This is a genomic window from Arthrobacter sp. PL16 (assembly GCF_035985055.1).
GTDB classification, from domain to species: Bacteria; Actinomycetota; Actinomycetes; order Actinomycetales; family Micrococcaceae; genus Arthrobacter_D; species Arthrobacter_D cheniae.
The window spans coordinates 127,176-153,602 of the sequence record NZ_JAXCIC010000004.1 but is presented as its reverse complement, the minus strand read 5'-3'; the positions used below and the strand labels follow the sequence as shown (position 1 = coordinate 153,602).

Below are 26,427 nucleotides of genomic sequence, written 5' to 3'. Positions count from 1 at the left end.
ATGGAGGAGCAGGATCACGTGGAGCAGCAAGCCGAACCGGCAGCACAGGATCTGCCGCGGGAAGGCGCGACGCGGAGGGCCACGCGCGCCTGGAAACAGGGGGCCTGGAACACACCGTCGCGCCAGCTGATCCCCGCCGCGATGGTGTCTCTCTCAGGCTTCCTCCTTCTCGTCCTGCATATGCCTGCCGCCGGCTACGGGCTCATGGTGCTGGCCCTCGTGACGTCCGCCATCATCGATCGCCCGCTGTTCCGGGACCTCCTGCTCATCGCGTTCGGTCTCACGGTCATGAGCCTCGTCCCCATCACCACGGACATCAGCCCCCAGCACATGGGTGTTATGGGGGCGGCCATGATCCTGGCAGTCGGCGTACCTTACGCGGTGTCGCGCTTCGCCTACCGGGATCATGCGGTCACCTTCCCCGTGCGCACCGGGGAGCCGTGGACGCGGACCGAGAAGTGGTACCTGCCCGCCGTCGTCGTCATCGGGTATGCCCTGCTGCCCGTCTACATGCTCAATACCGGGGTCTACACGAACTGGCCCGCCGCGGACGAGCCCGCAGAAGTCGCCCGACTGTTCCTCGGCACCAACGGGCTGGGCATCTGGGACGAGCTGTTCTTCATCTGCACTGCCTTCGCCCTCCTGCGCCGGCACCTGCCCATGGCGCAGGCGAACGTCCTGCAGGCCGTCCTCTTCACGTCCTTCCTGTGGGAACTCGGCTTCCACGCCTGGGCGCCGCTGTTCATCTTCCCCTTCGCCCTCCTGCAGGCATTCATTTTCACCAGGACCCGATCGCTCTCCTACATCATCTGCGTGCACCTCCTCTTCGACTTCGTCCTGTTCCTCGTGCTGATCCACGCCCACAACCGGGCGTGGATCGACATCTTCATCTACTGAGGAGGAACACACCCGTGAGCGAGCCCGCCGAGTTCATCGACGAGTCACTGCAGTACGAGAGTTCATGGGAACGCGCGGAGGACCACGAACGCCGCTACGGCCCACACCTCGAGTACTACGGTGCGTCGGTCGGCGCCGTGCGCGGCACCATCCGCAACGCGGAGCGCCGCTACCCGGGACTCGGGCACGACGACGTCACCGCGCTCGCTTCCGAGCTGTGGTCCCGGCCGGTGTTCGAGCGACGATTGAGCGCCGTGGTCCTGCTGCAGTCGGCGGTGGAGCTCCTACGGCACTCGGACCTGACGCGCATCGAGGGGTTCCTCCGATCGGCACAGGTGCCCGAACTCGTGGATCCGCTCGCCGTCGACGTCGTCGGGCACCTCCTCCTGCGACTGACAGGACAGGATGCCGTCCGCGCCCGTGTGGTCCTGGACCGCTGGGCGAGTGCGGACGACGCCTGGTTGCGCCGCTCCGCCGTGCTCGCACACCTGCCCGCCTTCCGCGCGGGCACGGGTGATGACGCCTCCTTCCGCCGCACAGTGCGCCTGATCTCCGGAGCGCAGCAGGGGAGGGTGGTCGAGGTCGAGGAGGCGCTCGTCCTGGTGCGGGAGAGCGAAGCCCTCTGATGTCCGTCCCGCGGGCGACGATAGTGGCGCTGCCGTGGGCGTGCTTGTGAAGCGGCTTCCCGAAGCAGCTAGCGGATGTCGATGGTGCGGATGAGTTTGCCGCGCAGTGCCGGCACGAGGTGGTGGATGCCCATCATGCCGAGGCCGTATCGGCGGACCCGGCGCATTGATGTTGCGACCCTGAGGGCCGGGTCGATGCGCACGGCACCGTAGCCGAGACGACGCGAAACCAGCGTGGAGAACTCGATGTCCTCATCCCGCTCGTCTATGGAGGTCCGCGCGAATCCGCCGGTGGCGAGGTAGGCCGACGCCCGGACGGCCATGTTGTGCCCGACGACGAAGCGCAGGAACGCCGGGTCCAGATGCATGGCGGCCATCATGAGCCGCAGAAGCCTCAGGGCGCCGGGCATGAGCAGGTCATCTCCCCAGCGGTAGTACCGGTCCCGCAACGGCACACTCGTACCGCCGACCAACTGCACCTCGGGGTGGCGCGCGAACAACCCGCGGATCCGCCCGGTCCAGTCCTCGGTGGGCTCGCTGTCCCCGTCCGTGCGGGCGATGATCGCGAAGCCGTCCGCGATCGCGGTACGGAAGCCGGTGTCACACGCCGCTCCCGTACCCTTCTGCAGTTCACTGAGCACCGTGATGGCCAGGTCCGGGTGGGCGGCCGCGAAGCGCTGCACGCGCTGCACGGTGTCATCGGTCGAGCCGTTGTCCACCACGTAGATGCGCAGGTCGCCCCGGTCGCGCTGGCCGCAAAGTGCCGCGAGCGTGCGCGTGATGTCCGGTTCGTTGAAGGCGGGTACGACGACGGCGAGCGAGGCGGTCACGGGGTGTTCCTGACGGGGTGCGGAAGGGGGCATGGCAGCGGATCCAGGTTCAGGGGACGTCGGGATCGTGTGCGGCGAAGGTGTCGCAGGACCGCAGGTCGCCGGTCTCGTAACGCTGTGAGAACCAGGCCGGGCGCCGGGCGACACCACGGCCGCGTCCACGCCACTCTCCGACCCTCGACGGGTCGAGCCGGGTGTTGTCGTTGAAGCTCATGCCTAAACCATAAGCCGACTTAGCGTCTGCCTGGGTACCGGTCGTTCGAGCGGGTCGCGCTATTCGAGGGGGCGTTCCCAACGGGGCCACTGCGAGGGATTCGAGAGCACCGCCGGCGCACCGAGCTTCAGCGCGGCAAGGTTCTGTTCGAGGACCACGGCTGCCTTCTGGGCACCCGTGGACGTCAGGTGCACCTCGTCGGCGAGGAAGCCCTTCAGCTTGTGCGTCGTGAGCCAGTCACCCGGTGATACGAACGTGATGCCCCGCGTTGTCGCGAAGTCGCGGAGAAGGGCATCGACCTCGGCACGGCGCCCACCGCCGTCCCGACGGCTTCGGCTGAGTGTCCCGATCAGGACCAGCCGCGAGGCGGGGTACGTCCGCTCCAGGCCGAGAAGGAGGGCGTTGGCGCTGGCGAGGATGTCGCCGTCGGAGGCGCCGTTCGCGGCATCGTTACCGCCACCCTGTACGACGACGAGGGCCGGGTCTCCGTGGGGCAGCACCCAGGCATTGCTGGTGAACGCGTCGTAGTAGTTCGCGGCGCCATTATGCTGACTGTTCGCGACGAAGCCGGTGCCGCCGGCACCGGCGAAGCTCACGGTGTAGCCCAGCTGCCGCAGGGCTATCTGGGGCCAGGTATCAGGACCAGCGGCCTGGGAGTCACCGATCAGGACCGCGGTACGCCGGATATCGGGCACCACGATCTCGCGACGGCCCGTAGCAGGATTCTTGGCGAAGCTGCCCACCTGTGGTCTCACTACCGGTGGGGTCACAGGAGCGTTGACCGTCGTCGTACCGGTTGTCCTGGGGCCCGTGGCGCGCGATTCCGGCCCTGCGGGAAGGCTGACCCCGGGCGGCGTGAGCAGGGGGATGGCTCGTGGCGCTTCGGCGCTGATGACCGATGGCCTGTCCGGTGGGTTCGCGGCGGCGGGCGGCACGAAGCCTGCTACCACGGCCAGATTGAGCCCGAGTGCCATGACGGCGGCTCGGGAGGTGCGCTTCCGCACGCTGTCGCGGACCCCGGAGGGTCCCGTCGTCCTGCTGTTCATTGATGTCCGTTCCCGCCCTGAGCGCCCCCATGCGGCGTCCCCGGTACAGCCTATAGCGGGACGCGACGAAGCCCCGCCGGAATACTCCGACGGGGCTTCGCGGACCGTGCTTCTCGCTAGTGGAGCGGCGTGGGTGCGTCGTCGTCCTGCTGCGGTGTACGCACGAAGAACGAGGCGACGACGGCGAGCAGGAAGATGATCGCCCCGTACAGGAAGGCCGCCCTGATGCCACCGGCGAGGGCAGCGTCCGCAGCGACGCCCGTACGTGCCAGGGAGGTGCTCTGGATGGTCATCACCGAGATGAACAGGGCAGTTCCGGCGGCCCCGGCCAGCTGCTGCGCCGTACCGAACACGGCGCTCCCATGGGAGTAGAGGTTCCGCTTTACGGAGCCGAGGGCGGAGGTCAGCAGGGGAGTGAACATCAGTGCAAGGCCGATGCTGAGGAACACGTGCGCCACCAGGACCAGCTGGACGGGCGTCGTCTCGGTCACCTGGGTCATGGACCAGAAAACCGCACTGACGATGAACGCTCCCGGTACCAGCAGCACTCGGGGTCCACGGCGATCGTAGATACGACCGACGACGGGACCGAGGAGGCCCATGGCGAGACCACCGGGCAGGAGCAGCAGTCCGGAGATCAGGGGGTCCATGCCGAGGACGGTCTGCACGTAGATAGGGATCAGGATGATGGTTCCGAAAAGGGCCATCATGCTGACCGCGATGGCCACGATGGAGATGGTGAAGTTGCGCGAGGCGAAGACCCGAAGGTCCAGCAGGGCGGCGTCCTGCCGCTGCAGCATCAGCTGGCGTGCAATGAAGAGCCCGAGTCCGACGATGCCGGCGACCAGCGGGATCCATGCGGGGACGGCGCTTCCGGTGGAAGCCTCGCCCAACTGGCTCAGGCCGTAGATGATGCCGCCGAAGGCGACAGCGGACAGGATGACCGACGGGACGTCGATCGCCGACCGGCGGGGCTCCGTGACATTCTGCATCTTCGAGGAGCCGACGGCGAGGGAGGCGAGGGAGATCGGGAGGACCAGCCAGAACATCCAGCGCCAGTCGAGCACGCTCAGGATTGCGCCGGAGATGGTGGGGCCGAGCGCGGGAGCCACGGAGATCACGATGGAGATGTTGCCCATGATCTTCCCGCGCGAAGCCGGAGGGACCAGTGTCATGACCGTGGTCATGAGGAGGGGCATCATGATCGCTGTTCCGCTGGCCTGCACGACGCGGCCGACCACCAGGACGCCGAACCCGGGAGCCAGTGCGGCAATGAGCGTGCCGAGGCTGAAGAGACCCATGGCCGCCATGAACACCGGTCGCGTGTTGAACCGCTGGAGCAGGTACCCGGTGATGGGAATGACGACGGCCATGGTCAGCATGAAGGCGGTGCTGAGCCATTGACCGGCGCCCACGGTGATGCCGAGGTCCTCGACGAGGCGGGGGATCGCCACACCCATGATGGTCTCGTTGAGGATGACCACGAAGGCGGAGATCAGCAGGAGGGTGATGACCAGCTTGTCGCGCGGCGGGAGGGCGCCGTCGGCGGGAGAAGATGAGGGGGCCGGGGAGTAGGGACGCGTGTTCTGTGTGGAGGACCCGGGTTCCGGGGAGGCGGCAGCGCCGGGGGACGGAACCTCGGGGCTCGGGATCGCGTCGGAGACGCGGGACGGTGTGCTCTGGGTCATGGGGTCCGCTCGATTCGATCTGCTGCGCGGCTCGGCCGGGATCTAGCCGTCCGGGTGCCGCTGAACATGTGCTCTGTGGGACCGCTCAGGGAGCGTTGGTCCGATCAATCATCTGAACTCCGGGACGGGGGAGTCTATTCCGTCGCGCCCGTCCACGGGGCGCGTCCGTCGGCGCGGGCAGCAGGATGCCCGGGAGATGGGAGCACGACTGCTCCATTAGCATTGGGCGGGTGCGACGCCCGGAGCTCCGGCTCCGGGCGGATTCCTGCCGGCCGGCGCATCACGAGCGCGCGGCTTTCATCGACGAAGGAGAGTCCTTGTGCCTGATGCTTTCTACCGCGAGCTCGGCGGGGGCAGATTCGCATCGACGATCAACGCCCAGGGCGCCTGGAACCCTGAAGAGCAACACATGGCTCCTATCTCGGGACTCCTGACGCAGTGCCTGCTCGAGTGCGAGCCCCGCGAGGGGATGCAGCTGAGCCGCCTGAGCTTCGACATCCTCGGCATGATCCCCGGGGGAGAGTTCGACATCTCCACCGCCGTCGTCCGGCCCGGACGCACCATCGAACTGCTGGAGGCGCGGATGGAGGCCGGTGGACGGACAGCCATCGTGGTGAAGGCCTGGCGCCTCAGCTCGCAGGACACCGCCGCCGTCGCCGCTGTGGAGGATCCACGCATCCCGGGGCCCGACGCGGCAGGGCCGCACGAGGGGATGACGGCGTGGCCGGGAGGCTTCATCCGCTCGCTCGAGGTCCGCGTGGTGCCCGGCCATCGCCCGGGGCGGGGACAGGTCTGGATCCGAAACCCCTACGCGATGGTGGACGGGAAGAAGACCTCCGATGTCGTGCGCCTCGTCGGCATGATGGACGCGGCCAACGGAATCGCTTCCCGGGTGCTGCCGGGCGGGGACAGCTGGATGTTCCCCAATGTCGACCTGCAGATCCACCTCCACCGCATGCCGTCCGGGGAGTGGCTCGGACTCGACACCCGGGTCACCTTCGGTGAGCACGGCGTGGGGCTGACCTCGAGCGTCGTCCACGACCTCGATGGGCCGTTCGGTCGGCTCGAACAGATCCTCACCGTCCGGAAGCTCTGAGCAGAAGCCGAGGCCCGGACGCCGCGGAATGCGTCGGGCCCGCCCCGGGTTGCACGGAGAACGGCCGCCCACGCACCACCCGGGCGCGGCGGACATCACACCCACGCGACCGTGGGACGTTTTCGAGGAAGAGGAATCATGCCCAAGGCAGTCTGGAACGGCAGTGTCATCGCGGAGTCAGCGGACACCGTGATGGTCGAGGGGAACCACTACTTCCCACCGAGCTCGATCACCGAGGAGTTCTTCGTACCCACGCAGACCAACACCGTCTGCCACTGGAAGGGAACGGCCAGCTATTTCACCCTGGAGGTCGGGGGCGAGAAGAACAAGGATGCCGCCTGGAGCTATTCGGAACCGAAGGAAGCGGCGGAGAACATCCGTGGTTACTACGCTTTCTGGAAGGGCGTCACGGTCAGCGAATAACCGACCGGACGCACGACGGCGCCGCACGGCGCACCAATGAAGGAGCACCATGGAGAACCGGAAACTCGGCAACAGCGGCACGTCGGTGTCGCACCTCGCGCTCGGCACGATGACCTTCGGCGCGGAATCGGACGAGGCCACGTCGCACGCCATCCTGTCCGACTACGCGGCGGCGGGCGGAAACCTGATCGATACCGCCGACGTCTACACCGCAGGGACCTCGGAGGAGATCATCGGGCGATGGCTGGGCAAGAACCCGGCGGAGCGGGATCGCATGGTGCTCGCTTCCAAGGGCCGCTTCCCCATGGGCTCCGACGCCAACGACCTCGGCTTGTCCCGGCGGCACCTCCGCCGCGCACTGGATGCATCCCTGACCCGCCTCGGGGTGGACCACCTCGACCTGTACCAGGTGCACTCCTGGGATCCCCTGACCCCGCTGGAGGAGACCCTCGGCTTCCTCAATGAAGCGGTGGTGCAGGGCAAGATCGGCTACTACGGTTTCTCCAACTACACGGGCTGGCAGCTGACGAAGGCGGTCATGATCGCGCGCCAGCGCGGGTATTCCCTCCCGGTCACACTGCAGCCGCAGTACTCCCTGCTGGTACGGGAGATCGAGGCGGAAATCGTCCCCGCAGTGCTCGACGCCGAGATGGGCATGCTGCCCTGGTCCCCGCTCGGCGGTGGCTGGCTGACGGGCAAGTACACCCGGGACACGGAGCCGACGGGAGCCACCCGGCTCGGCGAGAACCCCCAGCGCGGCATGGAGGCCTGGGAGAAGCGGAACGCGCAGGAGCGGACGTGGCGCATCATCGACACGGTGACCGGCATCGCGACAGAGCGTGCCGTCAACGCGTCACACGTGGCGCTGGCCTGGGTGGCCGCGAAGCCCGGTGTCACCTCGGTGATCCTCGGAGCGCGTACGCAGGAGCAACTGGCCGACAACCTCGCCTCGGCGGACCTGCGGCTGAGCGCCGAGGAGCTCGGGCGGCTCGACGACGTCAGCGCCCCGACCTTCAGCGACTACCCCTACGGTGGCCCGGGCATCGAGCAGCGCAGTCGCGGCATCGACGGCGGCCGCTGACAGGTCCGCCCCGGCGGTAACAGCGCACCGACGTGAAGGGCGTCGCAGACCAGGGGTTGGATGCGTCCGCGTGACGCGTTATCGTTCGAGCAATGACACGGGGTGTCCCTCCACCGGAGGGGCTGAGATAAGACCCGTCGAACCTGATCCAGCTCATACTGGCGAAGGGATGTCCTGCCGGGCTGTCAGCCCCGTACGTCCTCTCGCCTCCTCACGAGAGGCACATCGCTTGAGAAACGCCACGGAACGTCCCACCCCGACCGCAGGGCACACCACCGCCGAGGCCTGCGCGGGGCTGCTGGCCGACCTGCGCGATACCGCTCCGCTGGTCCAGTGCATCACCAACGTCGTGGTCTCCAACTTCACGGCCAACGTCCTGCTCGCGCTCGGTGCGTCCCCTGCCATGGTCGACATCCCCGGCGAAGCCGGGCAGTTCGCGCCTGTGGCATCAGGGCTCCTGGTCAACCTCGGGACGCCCACCGGATCGCAGCGCGACGCGATGCTCGAGGCGTCGGAGGCAGCGGCCGACGCCGGGACCCCGTGGGTCCTCGATCCCGTCGCCGTCGGGTTCCTCTCCATCCGCACCGGGACCGCGAAGCTCCTCGTCACCCGGCGACCGACGATCATCCGCGGCAACGCGTCCGAGATCATCGCGCTCGCCGGCGCCGGGGAAGGCGGACGCGGGGTCGACTCCCTCGACGAGCCGGCAGCTGCCCTTGAGGCCGCGCGGCTGCTCGCCTCGCTGCACGGCTCCGTGGTTGCGGTCTCCGGGGCGGTCGATGCAATCGTCGCGCCGGGGGATGCCGTCCTCAGGGTAGCCAACGGAACACCCCTGCTGACGCGCGTCACCGGCGGTGGATGTGCGCTCGGCGCCGTGATGGCCGCCTTCGCCGCACTCACCTCGGACGCACTGCTCGCGGCTACCGCCGCGACCGGCATCTACACGCTGGCAGCGGAGTCGGCAGCCGCAACGGCCGCCGGACCAGGGACCTTCGCGCCACTTTTCCTGGACGCGCTCGCCGCGATCACGCCCGACGAAGTCGTGCGCGGCCTGATCCTGTCGGCAGGTGCCTGATGGGACGGCCGGACCCTTCCTCCTACCTTCCCCTCTACCTCGTGACCGATACGGCTCTGTGCTCACCGAGATCAGTGCCCGAGGTGGTCGGAGCGGCGATCTTCGGCGGCGTGACCTGCGTGCAGGTGCGGGACAAACAGGCGGGAGGACGTGAGCTGGTCGACCTCCTGGTCGCCGTGGCCGCCGCCGTCGACGGGAGGGTGCCCGTGCTGGTGGACGACAGGATCGACGTGTTCCTCGCCGCACGCGCACGGGGTGCGCAGGTCCACGGCGTGCATGTCGGGCAATCCGATATCCCCGCGGCGCTCGTGCGGGAGATCGTCGGCGTGGACGCCGTCGTCGGTTTGAGCGCCGCCACTCCGGAGCAGTTCGCCGCGAGCGCTGCGCTTGCTGCGGGCACCGTGGACTACCTGGGCGTGGGTGCAGTGCACGCGACCTCGACCAAGCCGGACCACCCCGCACCCCTGGGTATCGACGGTTTTGCGCACCTCGTGGCGACTGCGCACCTGCCCTGCGTCGCTATCGGGGGTATCAGCGGAACGGACGCGGCGCCCCTGCGCCGGGCGGGGGCAGCGGGCATCGCCGTCGTGTCGGCCATCTGCGCCGCTCCCACTCCGGCTGGCGCGGCCCGAGCCCTGCTGAACGCCTGGAACTCCTAGGAGCCGGAGGAGCATGGGGGATGACCCGACCTGCGCCGCCACCGGCGTCCCGTCCGGTCCTGATCGTGAACGCGCGGCAGTGCATCCGGGACTCCGCCCGTAGCCGAATCTGCGCCGGACGGCAACCAGAATCGCCCTGCCCGGGGAATCTAGAATCCGAGGTGTGGCAACGAGGAGGTCCGTGCTTGCAGGTGCGATGATCGCGCCGCTCCTCCTGACGGCCACGGCCTGTGAGGGAGATTCCATGGACGGCAGACGGCCCGAGGGCACGGCGGGGGATCCCGCCGTACTGACAGCACGACCCGGGGCGACGGCACCCGGTCCCACGAGGAAGCCCGGAGTGCACGCCCTCGGTGTCGCCGAGACGCGGGACGCGATCGTCTTCCTCCCCGAATCACTGGCGACCGACGCACCGGTTCCGCTCCTCGTCGCACTCCACGGTGCGGGCGGGGACGCGCAGGGTGGCCTGTCCGTCCTGCGCGCGGCGGCAGAACAGCTCGGCATCGCCATCTTCGCGCCTGCCTCACGAGGAACCACCTGGGACGCCATGCGGGGAAGGTTCGGACCGGACACGGACGTCATCGACAGGGCGCTGGAAGAGATTTTCTCTTTCGTCCCGGTCGACCCGGAGCGGATCGGCGTGGCCGGATTCTCGGACGGTGCGTCCTACGCGCTGGGGCTCGGCCTCGCCAACGGTGACCTTTTCCGCAAGGTGCTCGCCTTCTCCCCAGGATTCGTTCCGGCCGGGCCGCAGAACGGTCGGCCGGCGATCTTCATCGCCCACGGCACCAAGGACACCGTCCTCCCGATCGATGCCACGAGCCGACGCGTGGTCCCTGCCCTCGAGCGCCAGGGCTACGAGGTCGTGTACCGGGAGTTCGACGGCCCGCACACCGTCCCGTCGGCCATCGCGGTCGAAGCGGCTCTCTGGCTCGACTGGACTCCCACGCCCTGATGCGAGCGGCACCGACGCCGGAAGGACTTCCGGCGGCATCTGACCGGGTCCGGACGTGGCGTCTGCTGTTCGACCCACTGCCTACGATGGACGAATGAGCACTTCGTGGAACGGCGCAGGCGGGCTCGAACTCGTCATCGACCCCGTCTCCGATGACGCCGCCGCAGAACTGGGCCGGGGGATCAGCCTCCTGCGCGACGTGGCGGACGGGAAACGCCTGCCGACGCTCCGTCTCTACCGCCCGAGCCCCACGGTGGCTTTCGGGCAACGGGACGCACGGCTACCCGGTTTCGTCGACGCCGGCAGGGCCGCGGCAGACAGAGGTTTCGCGCCGCTCGTGCGTCGGGCCGGAGGTCGGGCGGCCGCGTACCACCGGGGGTGCCTGGTCATCGATCACATCGAGCCGGCGCCCGACGCCGTCGCGGGGACGCACCTGCGGTTCGCGGCGTTCGGGAACTTCTTCGCGGACGTACTCGCCGCTGTAGGGATCGACGCACACGTGGGTGAGGTTCCCGGCGAGTACTGCCCGGGTGAGTTCAGCGTGCATGGACGGCGTAACGGCGTCCCGACCATCAAGCTCGTTGGCACCGCCCAGCGCGTCATCGCGGGAGCGTGGCTGTTCTCGTCCGTCGTCGTCGTCGAGGACGCGCGGCCACTGCGTTCCGTCCTCACGGACGTCTATGCGGCCCTCGGCCTCGGCTGGGAACCGGCGACCGCCGGAACGGCCGAGGACCTGGTGCCCGGGGTCACCGTCGACGCCGTCCAGGACGCCCTGCTGGCGGCCTATGCCGCTGTCCTGGACCTCCATGCAGCTCCAGCGGAGGTGGCGTCCCGCCCCTCCTGACGGGAAGGGCAGGACGCCTGGCGCGGTCAGTGTCCGCGCTGGATCCACTCCTCGAGGTGTGGAGCCTCATCACCGATGGTGGTGCTGTCCCCGTGTCCGGTCCGCGCGATGGTGTCGGCGGGCAGGGTCAGGAGGCGAGTACGGATGGACTCGATAATGGTCGGGAAGTCGCTGTACGAGCGACCCGTGGCTCCCGGCCCTCCCTGGAAGAGCGTGTCGCCGGTGAACACCGTGCCCGCCTCCTCGAGGTAGTAGCACACGGACCCCGGCGAATGGCCAGGGGTGTGGAGTGCGGTGAGGGTGACCCCGGCGACGTCGATCGTGTCGCCGTCGCTTATCCACTGGTCCGGGCTGAGCTCGGGGAACACCATGTTCCACAGCTCCCGGTCGCCTGCATGCAGGTAGATGGGAGCATGCACGACGTCGAACAGGTCCCGAACGGCCCGAATGTGGTCATCATGGGCATGGGTCAGGAGGATCGCGCGGACAACCCTCCCGTTCACCTGGTCCACGATCGCCGCCGCGTCATGCGGTGCGTCGATCACCACGCACTCCACGTCGTCGCCGATGATCCATACGTTGTTGTCGACGTCCCACGTGCCGCCGTCCAGCGAGAAGGTGCCAGAGGTGACGAGGTGCTCGATCCGCGCCGCCATCAGAGCTCCACCACCGAACGGAGTACGGTGCCGCCGTGCATCTTCTCGAAGGCCTCTTCGACCTGGTCGAGGGTGATGCGCTCGGTGACGAAGGCGTCCAGGTCGAGGTTGCCCTGCAGGTAGTGGCTGACGAGCATGGGGAAGTCCCGGCTGGGCAGGCAGTCGCCGTACCAGGAGGACTTCAGCGCGCCGCCGCGGCTGAAGACGTCGAGCAGGGGGAGCTCGAGGGTCATATCCGGCGTGGGAACCCCGACGAGGACCACCGTTCCGGCGAGGTCGCGTGCGTAGAACGCCTGCTTGTAGGTCTCCGGGCGTCCGACGGCGTCGATCACGACGTCGGCCCCGTTGCCGCCGGTGAGTGCGCGGATGGCCTCCACCGCATCCTCCTCCTTGGAATTGATGGCGTGCGTGGCGCCCAGATCCTTCGCCAGGTCCAGCTTCCGCTTGTCGATGTCCACGGCGATGATCGTGGTGGCACCGGCGAGCTTCGAGCCGGCGATGGCTGCAATGCCCACTCCGCCGGCGCCGATGACGGCGACCGAGTCCCCGCGGGAGACGTTACCGGTGTTGATGGCCGCGCCGATGCCGGCCATCACGCCGCAGCCGAGCAGCCCCACGGCGGCGGCATCCGCTGCTGGATCAACCTTCGTGCATTGGCCCGCGGCAACGAGTGTCTTCTCCGCGAAGGCTCCGATGCCGAGTGCCGGTGACAGCTCGGTGCCGTCCTCGAGCGTCATCTTCTGCGTGGCGTTGTGGGTGTTGAAACAGTACTGCGGCTCTCCTCGGCGGCAGGCGCGGCATTCGCCGCAGACAGCACGCCAGTTGAGGATCACGCGGTCGCCGGGGGCCACCGTGGTGACATCGTCACCGACGGCACTCACGACGCCGGTGGCCTCGTGGCCCAGCAGGAAGGGGAAATCATCATTGATGCCGCCCTGCTTGTAGTGGAGGTCGGTGTGGCAGACACCGCAGGTCAGGATGTCGACCAGGGCCTCACCCGGCCCCGGATCCGGCACCAGGATTGTCTCTATAGCGGCGGGGGCATCCTTCGCCCGCACCACGACGCCCTGAACTCTATGCACCATGTTCTTGCTGTCCTTCCGCTAGGAGCGGTGGTCCCGTCGAGGGAGCCACCAGTCCCAGCATATGGGGGACGGCCGGTGGGGGCAGGTAAGCAAGGCTAGACCGCGAGCTTCGTCTTCACCTCGGCGAGGGAAGGATTCGTGGCCGTGCTGCCATCGGGGAAGATCACCGTGGGCACGGTCTGGTTGCCGCCGTTCAGCGACGCCACGAGTTCCGCGGTCCCTTCGACCTGCTCGATGTTGACCTCGTTGTAGCCGATCCCCTGGGCGTCGAGCTGCGACTTCAGGCGACGGCAGTAGCCGCACCAGGAGGTCGAGAACATGGTGATGGATCCGGCTTCTGGCGTGTAATCCACGGTGCTCCTCAGGTCTGCGTGCGGTGGTCCCGCAGCTATGTATCGATGGATGGCGGCTGATCTGCCCGCACACGCGTCAACACGGCGCGCGGCCGTGGCATTCCTTGCCCGGTGCTCCGCGAGGCGACCTGCACCGGTAGGCTCACGGGATGGCCGGAGAAGACGAAGAGCGGAATGCACAGCAGTTGATGGCGGTACGTGACGCCATCAACGAGGTGGACGAGCAGATCGTGTCCCTGATCTCCCGCAGGGAGCGCCTCGTCCGCAGGGCGGGGACGCTGAAGCGCGACGACGCTTCGGTGCGCGCCCCCGCGCGCGTCGAGCAGGTCATCACGAACGTCCGCGGCTACGCCTCGAAGCTCGGTGTCGATCCGACGGTCGTCGAGCACACCTACCGCGCCATGATCTCGGCGTTCATCGAGTTCGAGCTGCGGGTGCGTCGGGAGCCCTGACGTCCGCTCCGCGACACGTCGGAGGGCCGTGCGGTAGTCCGCCACGTTCAGCCGGAGGGCGGAGTCGACGCACGGCGGCGAGCTTGTTGGTCGGCCCCGCGGCCACCCGATACGATCAGGACGGCGATTCCCTGTCCTACCGGGGGCCGTCGCGCCCCGCAGGGCACCCATCTTTCCCAGCACCGAGGAGACCGCCCGTGTCAGCGCCCCAGTCCATGAAACTCATCGTCGACGGCGAAGAGAAACAGGCGACCACGGGCACCACCGGCGCTGAGCTGTTCGGAGAGCGGCGGGACGTCGTCGTCATGCGGGTCGACGGGGAGCTGAAGGACCTCGACCAGGAACTGCCCGACGGCGCATCCGTGGAGGGCATCACGCTCGAGGATCCCGCAGGCCTCGAGGTGCTCCGGCACTCCGCCGCCCATGTCATGGCGCAGGCGGTCCAGCAGTTGCGCCCGGGTGCCAAGCTCGGCATCGGCCCGTACATCACCGACGGCTTCTATTTCGATTTCGACGTCGAGGAGCCCTTCACGCCGGACGAGCTCAAGCAGCTCGAGAAGATGATGCTGAAGATCGTCAACACCAACCAGCGCTTCGTGCGCCGCGTCGTGTCCGAGGACGAAGCCCGCGAGGCGATGAAGAACGAGCCGTACAAGCTCGAGCTCATCGGGCTGAAGGGCGGGGCGACGGACGAGGACGGCGCCTCCGTCGAGGTCGGCGCCGGTGACCTGACCATCTACGACAACGTGGACCGCAAGTCCGGCGACGTCGTCTGGCAGGACCTCTGCCGCGGTCCGCACCTGCCCAACACGAAGCTCATCTCCAACGCCTACGCGCTCACCCGCTCTGCCGCCGCCTACTGGCGCGGAAGCGAGAAGAACAAGCAGCTGCAGCGCATCTACGGTACGGCGTGGCCCACGAAGGACGCGCTGAAGGCCTACCAGGAACGCCTGGCCGAGGCCGAGCGCCGCGATCACCGGCGACTCGGCACGGAGCTCGACCTTTTCTCCTTCCCCGACGAGCTCGGATCGGGCCTGCCGGTGTTCCACCCCAAGGGCGGCATCATCCGCAAGGCCATGGAGGACTACTCGCGCCAGCGCCACACCGACGCCGGATACGAGTTCGTCTACACACCGCACATCACGAAGGGCCACCTCTACGAGGTCTCCGGCCACCTCGACTGGTACCGCGACGGCATGTTCCCGGCGATGCACGTCGACGAGGAGCTCAACGAGGACGGCACGGTGCGCAAGCCCGGGCAGGACTACTACCTCAAGCCGATGAACTGCCCCATGCACAACCTGATCTTCAGGTCCCGGGGCCGGTCCTACCGCGAACTGCCACTGCGCCTGTTCGAGTTCGGTTCCGTCTACCGGTACGAGAAATCCGGTGTGGTGCACGGCCTGACGCGGGTCCGCGGCATGACGCAGGACGACGCCCACATCTACTGCACGCGCGAGCAGATGAAGGACGAGCTGACAGGAACCCTGAACTTCGTCCTCGGACTGTTGAAGGACTACGGCCTCGAGGACTTCTACCTGGAGCTCTCGACGCGCAACCCGGAGAAGTCCGTCGGATCCGATGAGATCTGGGACGAGGCCACCCGCACGCTCGCGGAGGTCGCGGAGGCCTCCGGGCTGGACCTCGTGCCCGATCCCGGGGGAGCGGCGTTCTACGGGCCCAAGATCTCCGTCCAGGCGCGCGATGCGATCGGGCGTACCTGGCAGATGTCGACGATCCAGCTCGACTTCAACCTGCCCGACCGCTTCGAACTCGAATACCAGGCGGCCGATGGCTCCCGCCAGCGCCCGGTGATGATCCACCGGGCCCTGTTCGGGTCGATCGAGCGCTTCATGGGAGTGCTCACCGAACACTATGCCGGAGCGTTCCCGGCCTGGCTTGCACCCGTGCAGGTCCTCGCGGTCCCTGTCGCCGAGGCCTTCAACGACTACCTGTACGACGTCGTCGACAAGCTCAAGGCCGAGGGCATCCGGGCGCACGTCGACGCCGGCTCTGACCGTTTCCCGAAGAAGATCCGAACAGCCAGCAAGGAGAAGGTGCCGTTCGTGCTGATTGCAGGGGGCGAGGACCAGGAAGCCAACGCCGTTTCCTTCAGGTTCCGGGACGGCAGCCAGGACAATCAGGTGCCTGTGGACGAGGCCGTCCGCCGAATCGTGGAGGCGGTTCGCAGCAGGGAGGCTACTCCCTGATGGCGGACGCGGACGCTGCGAACGGGCTCCCGGCCGGGCAACCGGCGGGAGCCTATCCGGGTGATGCTGCCGTGACGGACGGCTTCGACCTTGCCGGCGTCCCGGATGCTTTCCAACGCCTGTGGACGCCGCACCGCCTCGCCTACATCAAGGGCGGACAGGACAAGGTCACGTCGGAGGAGACCTGCCCGTTCTGCCACGCTCCGGGACTGAGTGACGAGGAATCCCTGATCGTGCACCGTGGCGCCCACGCCTTCGTGCTGCTCAACCTCTTCCCATACAACGCCGGTCACCTCCTCATCTGTCCCTACCGGCACGTCCCCGACTACACGGACATCAACGAAGCCGAGACCGCGGAGATCGCGTCCCTCACGCAGACCGCGATGCGCGTCCTGCGCCACGTCTCCAACCCGTCGGGCTTCAACCTCGGGATGAACCAGGGTGTCACCGGCGGCGCCGGCATCGCCGCGCACCTCCATCAGCACGTGGTGCCGAGGTGGGGCGGAGACGGCAACTTCCTGCCGATCATCGCGCAGACCAAAGCCATCACGCAGACGCTCGGCGAGGTCCGCGATCAGGTGGCCGCGGCCTGGCCGGCAGGCAACGCCACGGGTGGTACTCCCGGGTCGGTGTCCTGATGCTCAACAAATATGCAAGGGGATTCTTCACGCGGCTGCTCACGCCCTTGGCGCGGCTCCTGCTCAAGTGGGGCGTCACTCCCGACGCCGTCACCGTCGCCGGGACCATCGGGGTGGCCGGCGGTGCCCTCGTGTTCTACCCGCTGGGACAGTTGTTCTGGGGCACGGTCTTCATCACCCTCTTCGTCTTCTCGGACATGATCGACGGCATCATGGCGCGCATGAAGGGCCACGATGGTCTGTGGGGGAGCTTCCTCGACTCGACCCTGGACCGCATCGCCGACGGCGCGCTCTTCGCCGGCGTCGCCATCTGGTTCTTCACGGGCGGGCAGAACCCGGCCATCGCCATCGCGGCACTCGCGTGCCTGGTCCTCGGCATGATCGTCTCCTACGCGCGAGCCAAGGCAGAATCGCTCGGGTTCACGGCCAATGTGGGCCTGGCGGAGCGCGCCGAGCGCCTCGTATCCGTCCTCGTCGTCACGGGGCTGACGGGGCTGGGTCTGCCCGAAGGCGTCCTTCTCGCCGTGCTCGTGATCCTGGCACTGGCCAGCGTCGTCACGGTATTCCAACGTGTGAACGCGGTGCGGCAGCAGTCGCTCGAGGCGCCGTCGCCGTCCTGACCCTGCGCCGAGAGCCAGGTGCATGATCGGGTTCCGACAACCCGGCAGGCCGGGGAGGTCCGCCCGCGACGGTCCCGGGCGGACCTCCCCGGCGGCTTGGCACCGGGTATCGATGCGTCCGCTTGCACGGTTCCCCCTTATCCGCCGTCGGACCTCCACTGAAGTGGGTAGCCGTCGATGAGTTAGCGCCGGATGAACCGTCTAAGAGGGGAGGACACCTGCTCAACTCGGAAGGACGCCCCCCATGCCACATCTTTCAGGATTCCTGCCCGCTGACCTGCACATCGTTTCGCAGGTGGATCTGCTGCTCCTCCAGAGGGGTGCCGTACCGCGTAGCTCCCGACTTGAAGCCACGCGGGCAGGACATCACTCCTCACCGTGGCCCGAGCAGGCGGTGGACCGCGTACTCGACGAACTCGAGCGCCGCGAGATGATGGCCGCCCGCCGCCCGACGGTACATGGCCCGACGGTACATGCGCCGAGGCACTCGAGTTCGCACGGCGACGACACCGGGTAACGGGACCTCATCCTCCGCCGGAGCTGTCGCCCTGCAGCTCCGGCGCGCCGCATCCCTGCCATGGGCGGTGGACAGGGTGGCGCGGCAGTGTCCCCAACTCCTGATCGCTCCGGTCGCTTACGCTTTCGCGGCGCCCGAGGGTGCTGACCCTATGGACCAGACCCGAGGCGGCACGACCCCGTTCACCGAGTGGTCCCCGATGATCCTCGCCTTGAAGACCCACGGGTTATGGTTGGCAGCCGTACGCGCGTTCCGCCAGTGACGATCGAAGTTCTTCGCCGTGCTCACGCCGGAGGCGGCGAGCGCGTTGAAGACGTCCGATGTCGCCCTCGTGGCAAGTGCCGTCAGGATCACCTGCGCCTTCGCGGTCTCGAGTTCGGCGACGTCGTTCCGCCGCTCGTCCTCGGCCTCGTCGTCGAGGAAGGCACTCTCATAGGCGTGCTGCAGGGCGCGGGCGGCCCGTTCGACTGTGGCGTCCGCGGCGTAAGCGGCTGCGGAGACCTCGCCGATCACCTGCAGGATCTGCGGGTCGGCCGCGAACGACGAAGCATTGCCGTGGCTGAAGATCCGGGTCCGGTTGCGCACCTCGTGTGCGACGTCGCGTTCGGCTGCAGTGATGGTGCCGGCCAGGACGGCGAGCAGCACCGCCTGGTAGAAGGCCGTCTGGTACTTGAACCTGGTGTCGAAGTCGATGACGTTCCCGGCGTCGACCCGCGCCCGCTCGAAGGTCGAGGTACCGGAGCCGGTTGTCTGCTGGCCGAAACCGTTCCAGTCGTCGGCGTGCGTGACCCCGGGCTGGTGGGCGCTCACCACCGCGATCACCTTGACGTCGTTGTCGGTGCGCTGGGCGAAGGTGTCGATCCAGTCCGCGAAGATGCTGCCGGTCGAGTAGTACTTGGTGCCGCTGATGAGGAAGCCGCCGTCGTGCCTGTCGGGGTCGGGGCTCACCTTGGTGATGACGTCGCCGATCGTGACGCCGCCGACCTCCGTCCACGAATTGCCGACGGTTTCGCCATCGACGAAGCGCTTGAGCCAGACTGCGCGCTGAGGGCCGGTCGAGACAAGGCGGTCCTCGACGAAGGCGAAGTGCGCGCGCAGCGCTTGCGGGATGTTCGAATCGGCAGCTGCCAGCTCGGTGAGGAGGCGGAAGAGCTGTGGCAGGGAGGCGCCGAGGCCGCCGTCTGCGACAGGCACCCGCAACGCTCCGAACCCGGCAGTGATGAGCGATCGGATCTCCTTCCGGGGCAGCTCATGGTCGAGCTCGCGGCGTGACGCACCCTCGGCGATCTCGGCGAAGAGGGGCCGGAAGCGGGCGGCCAGGAGTTCGTAATCCGCGTCCGTGGTCGGAGGGGTGTGGGTCAGGGTCGGCATGTCGGACCTTTCGCTGGTGGAGATCGAACGGGAAGGGAGAGAGGAAGCAGAGGAGCGTCAGGCTGAGACGGGTACCGGGGGTGTAAGGACACGCACGGGGCGTGCGCTGATGGTCGCGGCCACGACGAACAGGACACCTAGGGCTGCGGCAGCAGCGATGACAGAGGTACCGCCCGACGGCCATGCTCCGTTGAGGCCGAGGACGGCGGGAATCACGGTGCTGGACGTGCCGACGAGGATCGCGCTCCAGGCGGTGATTCGTGTGAGGCGCGTGGCGCCGCGGGCGAGCAGCAGGAAGAAGAGGCTCCAGAGCACCGCCCAACCGAGCCACAGCACGGAATTGATGGGGTCGCCGTCGGCCTCCGTTCCGGCGAACACGACTGCGAGAACGGCGACGAAGGCACAGAACCAGCCGACGCCGGCGGAACCGAGGCCGGCGACCGAGCTGAGCCCTACATAGAGGTAGGTGAGACCGAACAGGACGATTCCGCTGGCCGAACCAGCGGCTTCCGGGCCTCCCGTCGATGCGATCAGCAGGGCGATGACCAGTTGGAGTACACCGATCACCAGGTTGAAGAATCCCGAATCGCGCGGTGCCACACGGCCCAGCAGGCCGAGACCGTTGATCAGAAGAGCTGCTCCGGAAAGCAGGAGGCAGATGTATGACATGGACGTCCCATCGACGGGACGCGGACCCTCGGGTACGCGCCGTGCTTGCCCCGCGCGCTTCACGCAGTGCCGGATCTTCACCTGGGGCACCCCACCACGGAGGGGGTTGCCGTCCGACGAGCCAGGGCTTTGCGTCGGAACTCTTGATCTGTGCTCCCGAGACTAGGCCGACAGAGGTGGAAGGAACGGCATTGAGACGCGCGGTAACGCACTATGACCTCGCGTGACCTGAACCGTGCGGACGACCGTGCGGATGACCGCACGGACCGTGATCCGGCGGAACATCCGAGACGTCCGACTTGTTATACGAGGTAATGACAACAGCCCAGGAAATGGACCTGACCACCCTCTCTCCTACCCGTCTGTGGGTGCCCAGACACGTGATGATCACGCGGGCCGCAGCCGACCTACCGCACACAGCCGAGATCATCAGGCGCTGCGAAATCGCCGGCGTCGACGACATCCGGATCCTGCCCGGCAACGCGCTGACGGGACTCCGTGGCGCCACCGAGCGCGAAACCTACGCATCCGCCAAGAACACGCTGGCCGTCGTCGTCGCACCTCCGAGCGCCCTCAAGCCGCAGCCGATCCCACCGAGCGCGGACTGGCGGATCGACCTCGCCAAGGGCTGCCCCGCCCACTGCCAGTACTGTTACCTCGCCGGATCCCTGCAGGGGCCTCCGGTCACCCGGGCCTACGCCAATCTCGACGAGGTGCTGGGCGGGATCCGCACCCACGCCGGCAGGGGTTCCGTCACCCGCGGAACCATCGATCGGGGTGACGAGGGCACGACCTTCGAGATGTCCTGCTACACCGATCCACTCGGCATCGAGAGCGTGACCGGCTCGCTTGCTGCCGCGATCTCCCGCGTCGGCTCGGGCGAGTTCGGCAGCGACGTCCAACTGCGGTTCACCACCAAGTTCGACGACGTCGGAGAGCTGGTGACGCTCGACCATGGGCGCAGGACGCGGGTCCGTTTCTCGGTCAATGCTGCCGAGGTAGCTAACCGGTTCGAGGGCGGAACGGCGCGTATGCCGGCCCGGCTCGCCGCCCTCCGTGCTGTGGCTACAGCCGGCTACCGTGTGGGCCTGACGATCGCGCCCATCATGCCCGTACCGGATTGGCGCGAGCAGTACGGCGCATTGCTGGATGACATCTCCGAGGCAGTCGCCGGTATCGACGACCTCGACCTGACGGCGGAGATTATCACGCACCGCTTCACCCCGGCGAGCAAGGAGGTGTTGCTGAGCTGGTATCCCAGGACGAAGCTCGACATGGACGAGGATCTGTGGAGCCAGAAGCGTTCGAAGTTCGGCGGGGTCAAGTACGTGTACCCGAAGCAGACCATGACGGAGATGCGGCAGTGGTTCACGGAGGAACTGGAGCGGCGCCTACCCGCTGCCCGGCTCCTCTACTGGACCTGATCCATCCGCATTCGTCCGCGCCACGGCGGCGTGCGTGTCACCGGAGGACGCTGGCGAGCGGGGGAGGGGTCGCGAGCGGCGTATCATGAAGGGTCAGCTTTTATCTACCTTTAGGGGCAAGTTGTGTCCACCGTTGAAGACAATTCGGCAACCACAGCGCAGACCGGCGGCAACCGGGTCAAGCGCGGTATGGCTGAAATGCTCAAGGGCGGCGTCATCATGGATGTCGTCACAGCCGATCAGGCACGCATCGCCGAGGACGCCGGTGCGGTAGCCGTCATGGCGCTCGAACGGGTTCCCGCGGACATCCGTGCCCAGGGCGGGGTCTCCCGCATGAGCGATCCCGACATGATCGACAGCATCATCGACGCCGTGTCCATCCCCGTCATGGCCAAGGCCCGTATCGGTCACTTTGTGGAGGCACAGGTCCTTCAGTCCCTCGGCGTCGACTACATCGATGAGTCCGAGGTCCTCACGCCCGCCGACTTCACCAATCACATCGACAAGTGGAAGTTCACCATTCCCTTCGTCTGCGGAGCCACCAACCTCGGTGAGGCGCTTCGGCGTATCAACGAGGGCGCTGCGATGATCCGCTCGAAGGGCGAGGCTGGTACCGGTGACGTCTCCAACGCCACGATGCACATGCGCAAGATCCGCTCGGAGATCAACAGGCTGTCCTCGATGGCCGAGGATGAGCTGTACGTCGCGGCCAAGGAGCTCCAGGCTCCCTATCAACTCGTGAAGGAAGTGGCCTCCGCCGGCCGCCTGCCCGTGGTTCTGTTCACCGCGGGTGGCATCGCCACGCCTGCGGATGCGGCCATGATGATGCAGCTCGGCGCCGACGGCGTGTTCGTCGGCTCAGGCATCTTCAAGTCGGGAAACCCGGCCGAGCGCGCGAACGCCATCGTGCAGGCGACGACGTTCCATGACGACCCCGACATGATCGCAAAGGTCTCGCGTGGACTGGGCGAAGCGATGGTCGGCATCAACGTGGACGAGATCCCGCAGCCGCACCGTCTCGCGGAGCGCGGCTGGTAGCAGCTTTGCAGTACGGCCTGTAGGACGGCCGAGCGCCGGCATCGGGCGCGCAGCGGAAAGGATCGCACCCCCAGGAGGGTGCGGTCCTTTCTGCTACCGCTCACGTAGTCGAGGAAGCCGGTGAGGGTGGCCTGTTCGCCCGCCGCGATGGGTGGGTAAGGGGGTTGGTCGGCCATCGTGCGTCAAGGGTAGCGACGTGCGGCGCAGTGGCACGGAGCGGGGCTCAGAGATGCAGGGCGTAGGTCCTGCCGCGTCCGATCAGCGTGAAACCGCGCCGGGAGAGGAACTCGAATCCCTGCGGAGTGGCATTGACGGCGAGGTTCGTGGCCCCGGCATCACCCGCCGCCCGGGCCGTCGCGCTCAGCAGCGCCGTGGCAAGACCGCGCCGCTGGTGGTCCGGCAGCACTTCGAGGTGATGGATGCCGCCGAGGCGGTCGAGCCCGTCGACACCCGAGGGGTAGAACGAATACGCCGCGCCGGAAAGCATGCCGCTGTCCCGGTCCCGTGTCACCGCGTGCCAGGCCTGCCGAGGCTGGGACCTCACCACCCGCAGTTCCTGCTCGAGCGGGCCCGAGTAGTCGGGGACGTCCGTTGTGAGGACGGCGTCGTCGTCGTCGGAGCGGACGACGGCGGACACAGGCGCCGCCATCCACCAGGGCTGCCAGCTCGGCGAGAACCCGACAACTCCCAGTTCGCTGGCGTTCACCGCGCTGTTCAGCCACACCCGCGCCGACGAGGCACCGAGACGCATGCCCTCGGCCAGGGCCGGCCTGACCGCGTAGGCACTGACCCGCTCGGGGAACATCATCATCAGTTCCTTCCGCGCGGGCAGCCATACCCAGGTGGAACCGTGTGTCGAGAACGTCTTCCCGCCCGTGGCCGTGGCCAGCGCAGCACACCACGCGGATTGGAGCCGCTGGCACTGCACGATGGTTACCATCCCGCACCGCCGACGGGACGGGAACTCATGCCAGGCCGCGGCGGACGAGCAGCGGGTGCAGGTCGGCATCACGGCCGCGGAAGCGGCGGAACGCCTCGAGTGGATCGATGCTGTTGCCTCGCGACAGAAGTTCGCGCCGGAAGTGGTCGCCGTTCTCGCGCGTCAGGCCACCGGAGGACTTGAACCACTCGACGGTGTCGGCGTCCAGCATCTCGCTCCAGATGTACGCGTAGTAGGACGCCGCGTAGCCTCCAGCGAAGATGTGCTTGAAGTAGGAGGTGCGGTAGCGCGGGGGAACGGGCGCAAAATCCACGCCGGCATCGGCGAGGGCGGTCGCTTCGAAGGCGAGCGGGTCCTCGATCTCCGTGCCGGCGGGGATAGAGTGCCAGGCGAGGTCCAGGAGGGTGGCTCCGAGGTAGGCGGTCGTCTCGAAACCCTCACCCCACGCTCCGGCGGCATGGATGCGGTCGATGACCTCCTGGGGAAGTGCCTCGCCGGTCTCGTGATGGCGCGCGTAGTTCGCGACGATCTCGGGCCAGAGGATCCACATCTCATTGACCTGGGAGGGGTACTCGACGAAGTCACGCGGCACCGAGGTGCCGGCGAAGAGCGGGTAGGTGACGTCCGAAAACAGCCCGTGCAGTGCGTGGCCGAACTCATGGAACGTGGTGACCACCTGGTCGTAGGACAGCAACGTCGGTTCCCCGGGGCCGGGCTTCGAGATGTTGAGGTTGTTGATGACGACGGCGCGGGTGCCCTCGAGCGTCGACTGGTCGACGAAGGAGTTCATCCAGGCTCCGCCGCTCTTGGTATCACGGGTGTAGTAGTCGCCGAGGAACAGGCCGAGTCCGGATCCGTCCTCGTTGAAGACCTCCCACACCCGGACGTCCGGGTGATAACCGACGAGGTCGGGTCGCTCCGTGAACGAGAGCCCGTAGAGGCGGTTGGCAGCGTAGAAGACGCCGTCGTGAATGACCCGCTCGAGCTCGAAGTAGGGGCGCAGCGCGTCCATGTCGACGTCGAACTTTGCCTTCCGGACCCGGGCGGCGTAGAACGCCCAGTCCCAGGGCTCGATCGGGTGGCCTGCCTCGGCCTCGAGCTCGGCAGCCTCGTCCCGCGCGTTCCGGACGGCCGGAGCGGCGAGTTGCCGCATGCGGTCCATGATCGCGTCCAGCGACGGGGCCGTCTGATTGTCGGTCGCTGCGGCGGCGTGGGTGTCGAAGCCGAGCAGGGCGGCGCGCTCCGCGCGTAGGGTCGCCATGCGGGTCGCGATCGCGAGGGTGTCGGCGTCGGTGCCTCGCGCACCGCGGTTGACCGACGCCTCGTGCAGGCGACGGCGGACGTCCCGGCCGGTGAGCGATTCCAGGGCCGGCTGCGCCGTCGGCAGGATGAGGGTCAGGAGGTACTTGCCCTCGTGGCCGGCATCCGAAGCTGCACCGGCTGCGGCGGAAATCGAGTCGGCGGACAACCCGTCGAGCTCCTCGACCGAATCGAGCAGCAGCGCTGAGTCATTGGTGTCCTTCAGCAGCTTCTGCGAGAACTCCGTGCTCAGCCCCGAGAGCTCCGAGTTGAGCCCCCGTAGCGTGGCCTGCGCGTCGTCGTCGAGCTCCGCGCCCGCCCTGACGAAACTGCGGAGGTATTCCTCGACGAGCCGCATGGACTCTTCGTCGAGCCCGTCGAGCGGCACCTGACGGAGGCGTCCGAACAGGGCTCGGTTCAGCTTGATGTTGTCCTCGTGCTCGGCGAGGCGTGGGGCCACCTGCTGTTCGAGGTCCTGGATGGTCGCCGTGGCGTGGCTGACTGAGTTGCTGAAGAAGACGCTCGACACCCGGTCCAGCGTGCTCCCCGCACGTTCGAGCGCGACGACGGTGTTCTCGAACGTGGGCGTCTCGCCCGAAGCCGTGATGCGGTCGATGTCGGCGAGGTGCTCCGCGAATCCCGCATCGAAAGCAGGCAGGTAGTGCTCTTCCCTGATGGAGGCGAAGGGGGGCAGCTGGTAGTCGAGGGTGCTCGGCTCGAGGAAGGGGTTGCTCATGGGAACTAACTTTTGCACGATGTTGCACCTTCGTGCACCACCCTCGACCGTGCTCGGGCAGGATACCTACTGTCGAAAGGCCGCGGATCCTCCCCAAGGGTGAGGCGCGCATGAGCGGGCATCGCTCGGACCATGGTCGGAAGTCCCTAGGCGTCGGGCGAGGTGATCATCGGGTAGACGAGTACTGACGGAGTCAGAGGCCTTCGAGCAGCTCTTCCATGTCGTCGATCTCGGCCTTCTGGGTGGCGACGATGGTCTCGGCCAGTTCCACGGCTTCGGGATTCTGCCCGTTCTCGATCTCGTTCCGTGCCATGCCGATCGCACCCTCATGGTGGGCCGTCATGGACTCGAGGAAGATGCGGGAAGCCTCGACTCCCTCGGCGGACTCGAGTTCGGACATCTGGCGCTCGCTCAACATGCCCTCCATGGATCCGGAATCGGAGCCCATGCCCGTATCCGTGCCGTCCATCGAGTGGCCTTCCATGCCGCCGTCCGGTTCGACAGGCTCATCCCAGGCTTCGAGCAAGCTGGTCATCGTCCCGATCTCCGGGCCCTGGGCTTCCTTGATCCTCGTTGCGAGCTCTGTGATCTCAGGGCTGATGCCGTCCTGAGCGAGCATCAGGTCGCTCATCTCGACAGCTTGCTGGTGGTGGGGGATCATCATCTGCGCGAACATGACGTCCGCGTCATTGTGTTCCGGCGGCAGGGCGTCGGAGCTGATCGACCCTTCAGCGGACGAAGAAGTTCCGGCGGCCGCGCTCGGGGCAGGTGCCGCTGCCTCGGCGCTCGTGGTTCCGGTTGTCGTGTCACTGCCGGTGGTGCCGGAATCGGTGCCGCAGGCGGAGAGGGGGAGGGCTGTCGCGAGGCCCAGTGCGGCAAGAGTGAGGTAACGCTTCATGATGGTCAGATCTTTCAGGACTCGGGTGGGTGTTTTGTGGGTTGCTTCCGCCCTATCGGCACGGAGCACCTTGATCCGTTGTGCGTG

Annotated in this window: 28 protein-coding genes and 2 riboswitches; of the genes, 16 read left to right on the top strand and 12 right to left on the bottom strand. The window is 67.5% G+C overall.

Annotated features, from left to right (window positions below):
- The first annotated feature begins 141 nt into the window (after nt 1-141).
- Nucleotides 142-897, top strand: a complete 756-nt coding sequence (locus tag RCH21_RS10185) for a CPBP family intramembrane glutamic endopeptidase (protein WP_326964422.1) — start codon at nt 142-144, stop codon at nt 895-897.
- 14 nt (nt 898-911) lie between these two features.
- Nucleotides 912-1,523 (top strand): DNA alkylation repair protein, encoded by a 612-nt coding sequence (locus RCH21_RS10180; protein WP_326964279.1) that lies wholly within the window; start codon nt 912-914, stop codon nt 1,521-1,523.
- 68 nt (nt 1,524-1,591) lie between these two features.
- Here RCH21_RS10180 and RCH21_RS10175 read toward each other — a convergent pair whose 3' ends face one another.
- From RCH21_RS10175 to RCH21_RS10160, 4 genes are all read right to left on the bottom strand, one after another.
- Nucleotides 1,592-2,353: a glycosyltransferase family 2 protein gene (locus RCH21_RS10175; RefSeq protein WP_326964278.1), complete on the bottom strand. Its 762-nt coding sequence runs from the start codon at nt 2,351-2,353 to the stop codon at nt 1,592-1,594.
- A 49-nt stretch (nt 2,354-2,402) separates the two neighbouring features.
- Nucleotides 2,403-2,567 carry a hypothetical protein gene (locus RCH21_RS10170; RefSeq protein ID WP_326964277.1) on the bottom strand — a complete coding sequence of 55 codons (165 nt, stop codon included), beginning with the start codon at nt 2,565-2,567 and terminating at the stop codon, nt 2,403-2,405.
- 59 nt (nt 2,568-2,626) lie between these two features.
- Nucleotides 2,627-3,613 carry an SGNH/GDSL hydrolase family protein gene (locus RCH21_RS10165; RefSeq protein ID WP_326964276.1) on the bottom strand — a complete coding sequence of 329 codons (987 nt, stop codon included), beginning with the start codon at nt 3,611-3,613 and terminating at the stop codon, nt 2,627-2,629.
- A 116-nt stretch (nt 3,614-3,729) separates the two neighbouring features.
- Nucleotides 3,730-5,301, bottom strand: coding sequence for an MDR family MFS transporter (locus tag RCH21_RS10160; RefSeq protein ID WP_326964275.1), 1,572 nt, complete (start codon nt 5,299-5,301; stop codon nt 3,730-3,732).
- Nucleotides 5,302-5,620: 319 nt separating this feature from the next.
- On the opposite strand from RCH21_RS10160, the gene RCH21_RS10155 reads away from it, so the two are divergent.
- The 7 genes from RCH21_RS10155 to RCH21_RS10125 all read left to right on the top strand — a co-directional run bounded on the left by RCH21_RS10155 (nt 5,621) and on the right by RCH21_RS10125 (nt 11,434).
- Nucleotides 5,621-6,397 (top strand): thioesterase family protein, encoded by a 777-nt coding sequence (locus RCH21_RS10155; RefSeq protein ID WP_326964274.1) that lies wholly within the window; start codon nt 5,621-5,623, stop codon nt 6,395-6,397.
- Between the two features lie 138 nt (nt 6,398-6,535).
- Complete coding sequence (locus RCH21_RS10150) at nt 6,536-6,820, top strand: DUF427 domain-containing protein (protein WP_326964273.1); 285 nt, start codon at nt 6,536-6,538, stop codon at nt 6,818-6,820.
- 49 nt (nt 6,821-6,869) lie between these two features.
- Complete coding sequence (locus RCH21_RS10145; protein WP_326964272.1) at nt 6,870-7,901, top strand: aldo/keto reductase; 1,032 nt, start codon at nt 6,870-6,872, stop codon at nt 7,899-7,901.
- Nucleotides 7,902-7,989: 88 nt separating this feature from the next.
- Nucleotides 7,990-8,088: riboswitch (TPP riboswitch) on the top strand.
- Between the two features lie 42 nt (nt 8,089-8,130).
- Complete coding sequence (thiM, locus tag RCH21_RS10140; protein WP_326964271.1) at nt 8,131-8,976, top strand: hydroxyethylthiazole kinase; 846 nt, start codon at nt 8,131-8,133, stop codon at nt 8,974-8,976.
- Nucleotides 8,976-9,635: a thiamine phosphate synthase gene (gene thiE, locus RCH21_RS10135; protein WP_326964270.1), complete on the top strand. Its 660-nt coding sequence runs from the start codon at nt 8,976-8,978 to the stop codon at nt 9,633-9,635. Before thiM ends, thiE begins: the two co-directional genes overlap by 1 nt.
- A gap of 163 nt (nt 9,636-9,798) precedes the next feature.
- On the top strand, nt 9,799-10,590 hold the full coding sequence (locus RCH21_RS10130; RefSeq protein WP_326964269.1) for an alpha/beta hydrolase: 792 nt from the start codon (nt 9,799-9,801) through the stop codon (nt 10,588-10,590).
- 94 nt (nt 10,591-10,684) lie between these two features.
- Nucleotides 10,685-11,434: a lipoate--protein ligase family protein gene (locus RCH21_RS10125; protein WP_326964268.1), complete on the top strand. Its 750-nt coding sequence runs from the start codon at nt 10,685-10,687 to the stop codon at nt 11,432-11,434.
- A 26-nt stretch (nt 11,435-11,460) separates the two neighbouring features.
- Here the strand turns inward: RCH21_RS10125 and RCH21_RS10120 are convergent, their stop codons facing one another.
- The 3 genes from RCH21_RS10120 to RCH21_RS10110 all read right to left on the bottom strand — a co-directional run bounded on the left by RCH21_RS10120 (nt 11,461) and on the right by RCH21_RS10110 (nt 13,528).
- Entirely contained in the window at nt 11,461-12,090 is a 630-nt protein-coding gene (locus tag RCH21_RS10120; RefSeq protein WP_326964267.1) for an MBL fold metallo-hydrolase, read from the bottom strand.
- On the bottom strand, nt 12,090-13,175 hold the full coding sequence (locus tag RCH21_RS10115) for an S-(hydroxymethyl)mycothiol dehydrogenase (protein ID WP_326964266.1): 1,086 nt from the start codon (nt 13,173-13,175) through the stop codon (nt 12,090-12,092). The genes RCH21_RS10120 and RCH21_RS10115 overlap by 1 nt, the downstream gene beginning before the upstream one ends.
- A gap of 95 nt (nt 13,176-13,270) precedes the next feature.
- Nucleotides 13,271-13,528 (bottom strand): mycoredoxin, encoded by a 258-nt coding sequence (locus RCH21_RS10110; RefSeq protein ID WP_326964265.1) that lies wholly within the window; start codon nt 13,526-13,528, stop codon nt 13,271-13,273.
- A gap of 149 nt (nt 13,529-13,677) precedes the next feature.
- Here RCH21_RS10110 and RCH21_RS10105 point away from each other — a divergent pair, with 149 nt between their 5' ends.
- From RCH21_RS10105 to RCH21_RS10085, 5 genes are all read left to right on the top strand, one after another.
- Nucleotides 13,678-13,980: a chorismate mutase gene (locus tag RCH21_RS10105; protein ID WP_326964264.1), complete on the top strand. Its 303-nt coding sequence runs from the start codon at nt 13,678-13,680 to the stop codon at nt 13,978-13,980.
- A gap of 215 nt (nt 13,981-14,195) precedes the next feature.
- Nucleotides 14,196-16,190, top strand: a complete 1,995-nt coding sequence (gene thrS / locus RCH21_RS10100) for a threonine--tRNA ligase (RefSeq protein WP_442784699.1) — start codon at nt 14,196-14,198, stop codon at nt 16,188-16,190.
- Nucleotides 16,190-16,828 (top strand): HIT family protein, encoded by a 639-nt coding sequence (locus RCH21_RS10095; protein WP_326964262.1) that lies wholly within the window; start codon nt 16,190-16,192, stop codon nt 16,826-16,828. Before thrS ends, RCH21_RS10095 begins: the two co-directional genes overlap by 1 nt.
- Nucleotides 16,828-17,448: a phosphatidylinositol phosphate synthase gene (gene pgsA, locus RCH21_RS10090; protein WP_326964261.1), complete on the top strand. Its 621-nt coding sequence runs from the start codon at nt 16,828-16,830 to the stop codon at nt 17,446-17,448. The genes RCH21_RS10095 and pgsA overlap by 1 nt, the downstream gene beginning before the upstream one ends.
- A 244-nt stretch (nt 17,449-17,692) precedes the next feature.
- Nucleotides 17,693-17,965 (top strand): hypothetical protein, encoded by a 273-nt coding sequence (locus RCH21_RS10085; RefSeq protein WP_326964260.1) that lies wholly within the window; start codon nt 17,693-17,695, stop codon nt 17,963-17,965.
- A 117-nt stretch (nt 17,966-18,082) separates the two neighbouring features.
- On the opposite strand, the gene RCH21_RS10080 is transcribed toward RCH21_RS10085, so the two are convergent.
- A complete protein-coding gene (locus RCH21_RS10080) occupies nt 18,083-19,336 on the bottom strand; it encodes an acyl-CoA dehydrogenase family protein (protein WP_326964259.1) in 1,254 nt (417 codons plus the stop codon).
- Nucleotides 19,337-19,393: 57 nt separating this feature from the next.
- Entirely contained in the window at nt 19,394-20,005 is a 612-nt protein-coding gene (locus RCH21_RS10075; protein WP_326964258.1) for an AmiS/UreI family transporter, read from the bottom strand.
- 36 nt (nt 20,006-20,041) lie between these two features.
- Nucleotides 20,042-20,154, bottom strand: a riboswitch (SAM riboswitch).
- 165 nt (nt 20,155-20,319) lie between these two features.
- On the opposite strand from RCH21_RS10075, the gene RCH21_RS10070 reads away from it, so the two are divergent.
- On the top strand, nt 20,320-21,429 hold the full coding sequence (locus tag RCH21_RS10070) for a spore photoproduct lyase family protein (protein WP_326964257.1): 1,110 nt from the start codon (nt 20,320-20,322) through the stop codon (nt 21,427-21,429).
- A gap of 123 nt (nt 21,430-21,552) precedes the next feature.
- Nucleotides 21,553-22,467 carry a pyridoxal 5'-phosphate synthase lyase subunit PdxS gene (pdxS, locus tag RCH21_RS10065; protein ID WP_326964256.1) on the top strand — a complete coding sequence of 305 codons (915 nt, stop codon included), beginning with the start codon at nt 21,553-21,555 and terminating at the stop codon, nt 22,465-22,467.
- Between the two features lie 223 nt (nt 22,468-22,690).
- Here the strand turns inward: pdxS and RCH21_RS10060 are convergent, their stop codons facing one another.
- From RCH21_RS10060 to RCH21_RS10050, 3 genes are all read right to left on the bottom strand, one after another.
- A complete protein-coding gene (locus tag RCH21_RS10060; RefSeq protein ID WP_326964255.1) occupies nt 22,691-23,407 on the bottom strand; it encodes a GNAT family N-acetyltransferase in 717 nt (238 codons plus the stop codon).
- 25 nt (nt 23,408-23,432) lie between these two features.
- Nucleotides 23,433-25,442: a M3 family metallopeptidase gene (locus tag RCH21_RS10055; protein WP_326964254.1), complete on the bottom strand. Its 2,010-nt coding sequence runs from the start codon at nt 25,440-25,442 to the stop codon at nt 23,433-23,435.
- 193 nt (nt 25,443-25,635) lie between these two features.
- Nucleotides 25,636-26,340: a DUF305 domain-containing protein gene (locus RCH21_RS10050; RefSeq protein WP_326964253.1), complete on the bottom strand. Its 705-nt coding sequence runs from the start codon at nt 26,338-26,340 to the stop codon at nt 25,636-25,638.
- Nucleotides 26,341-26,427: the final 87 nt, after the last annotated feature.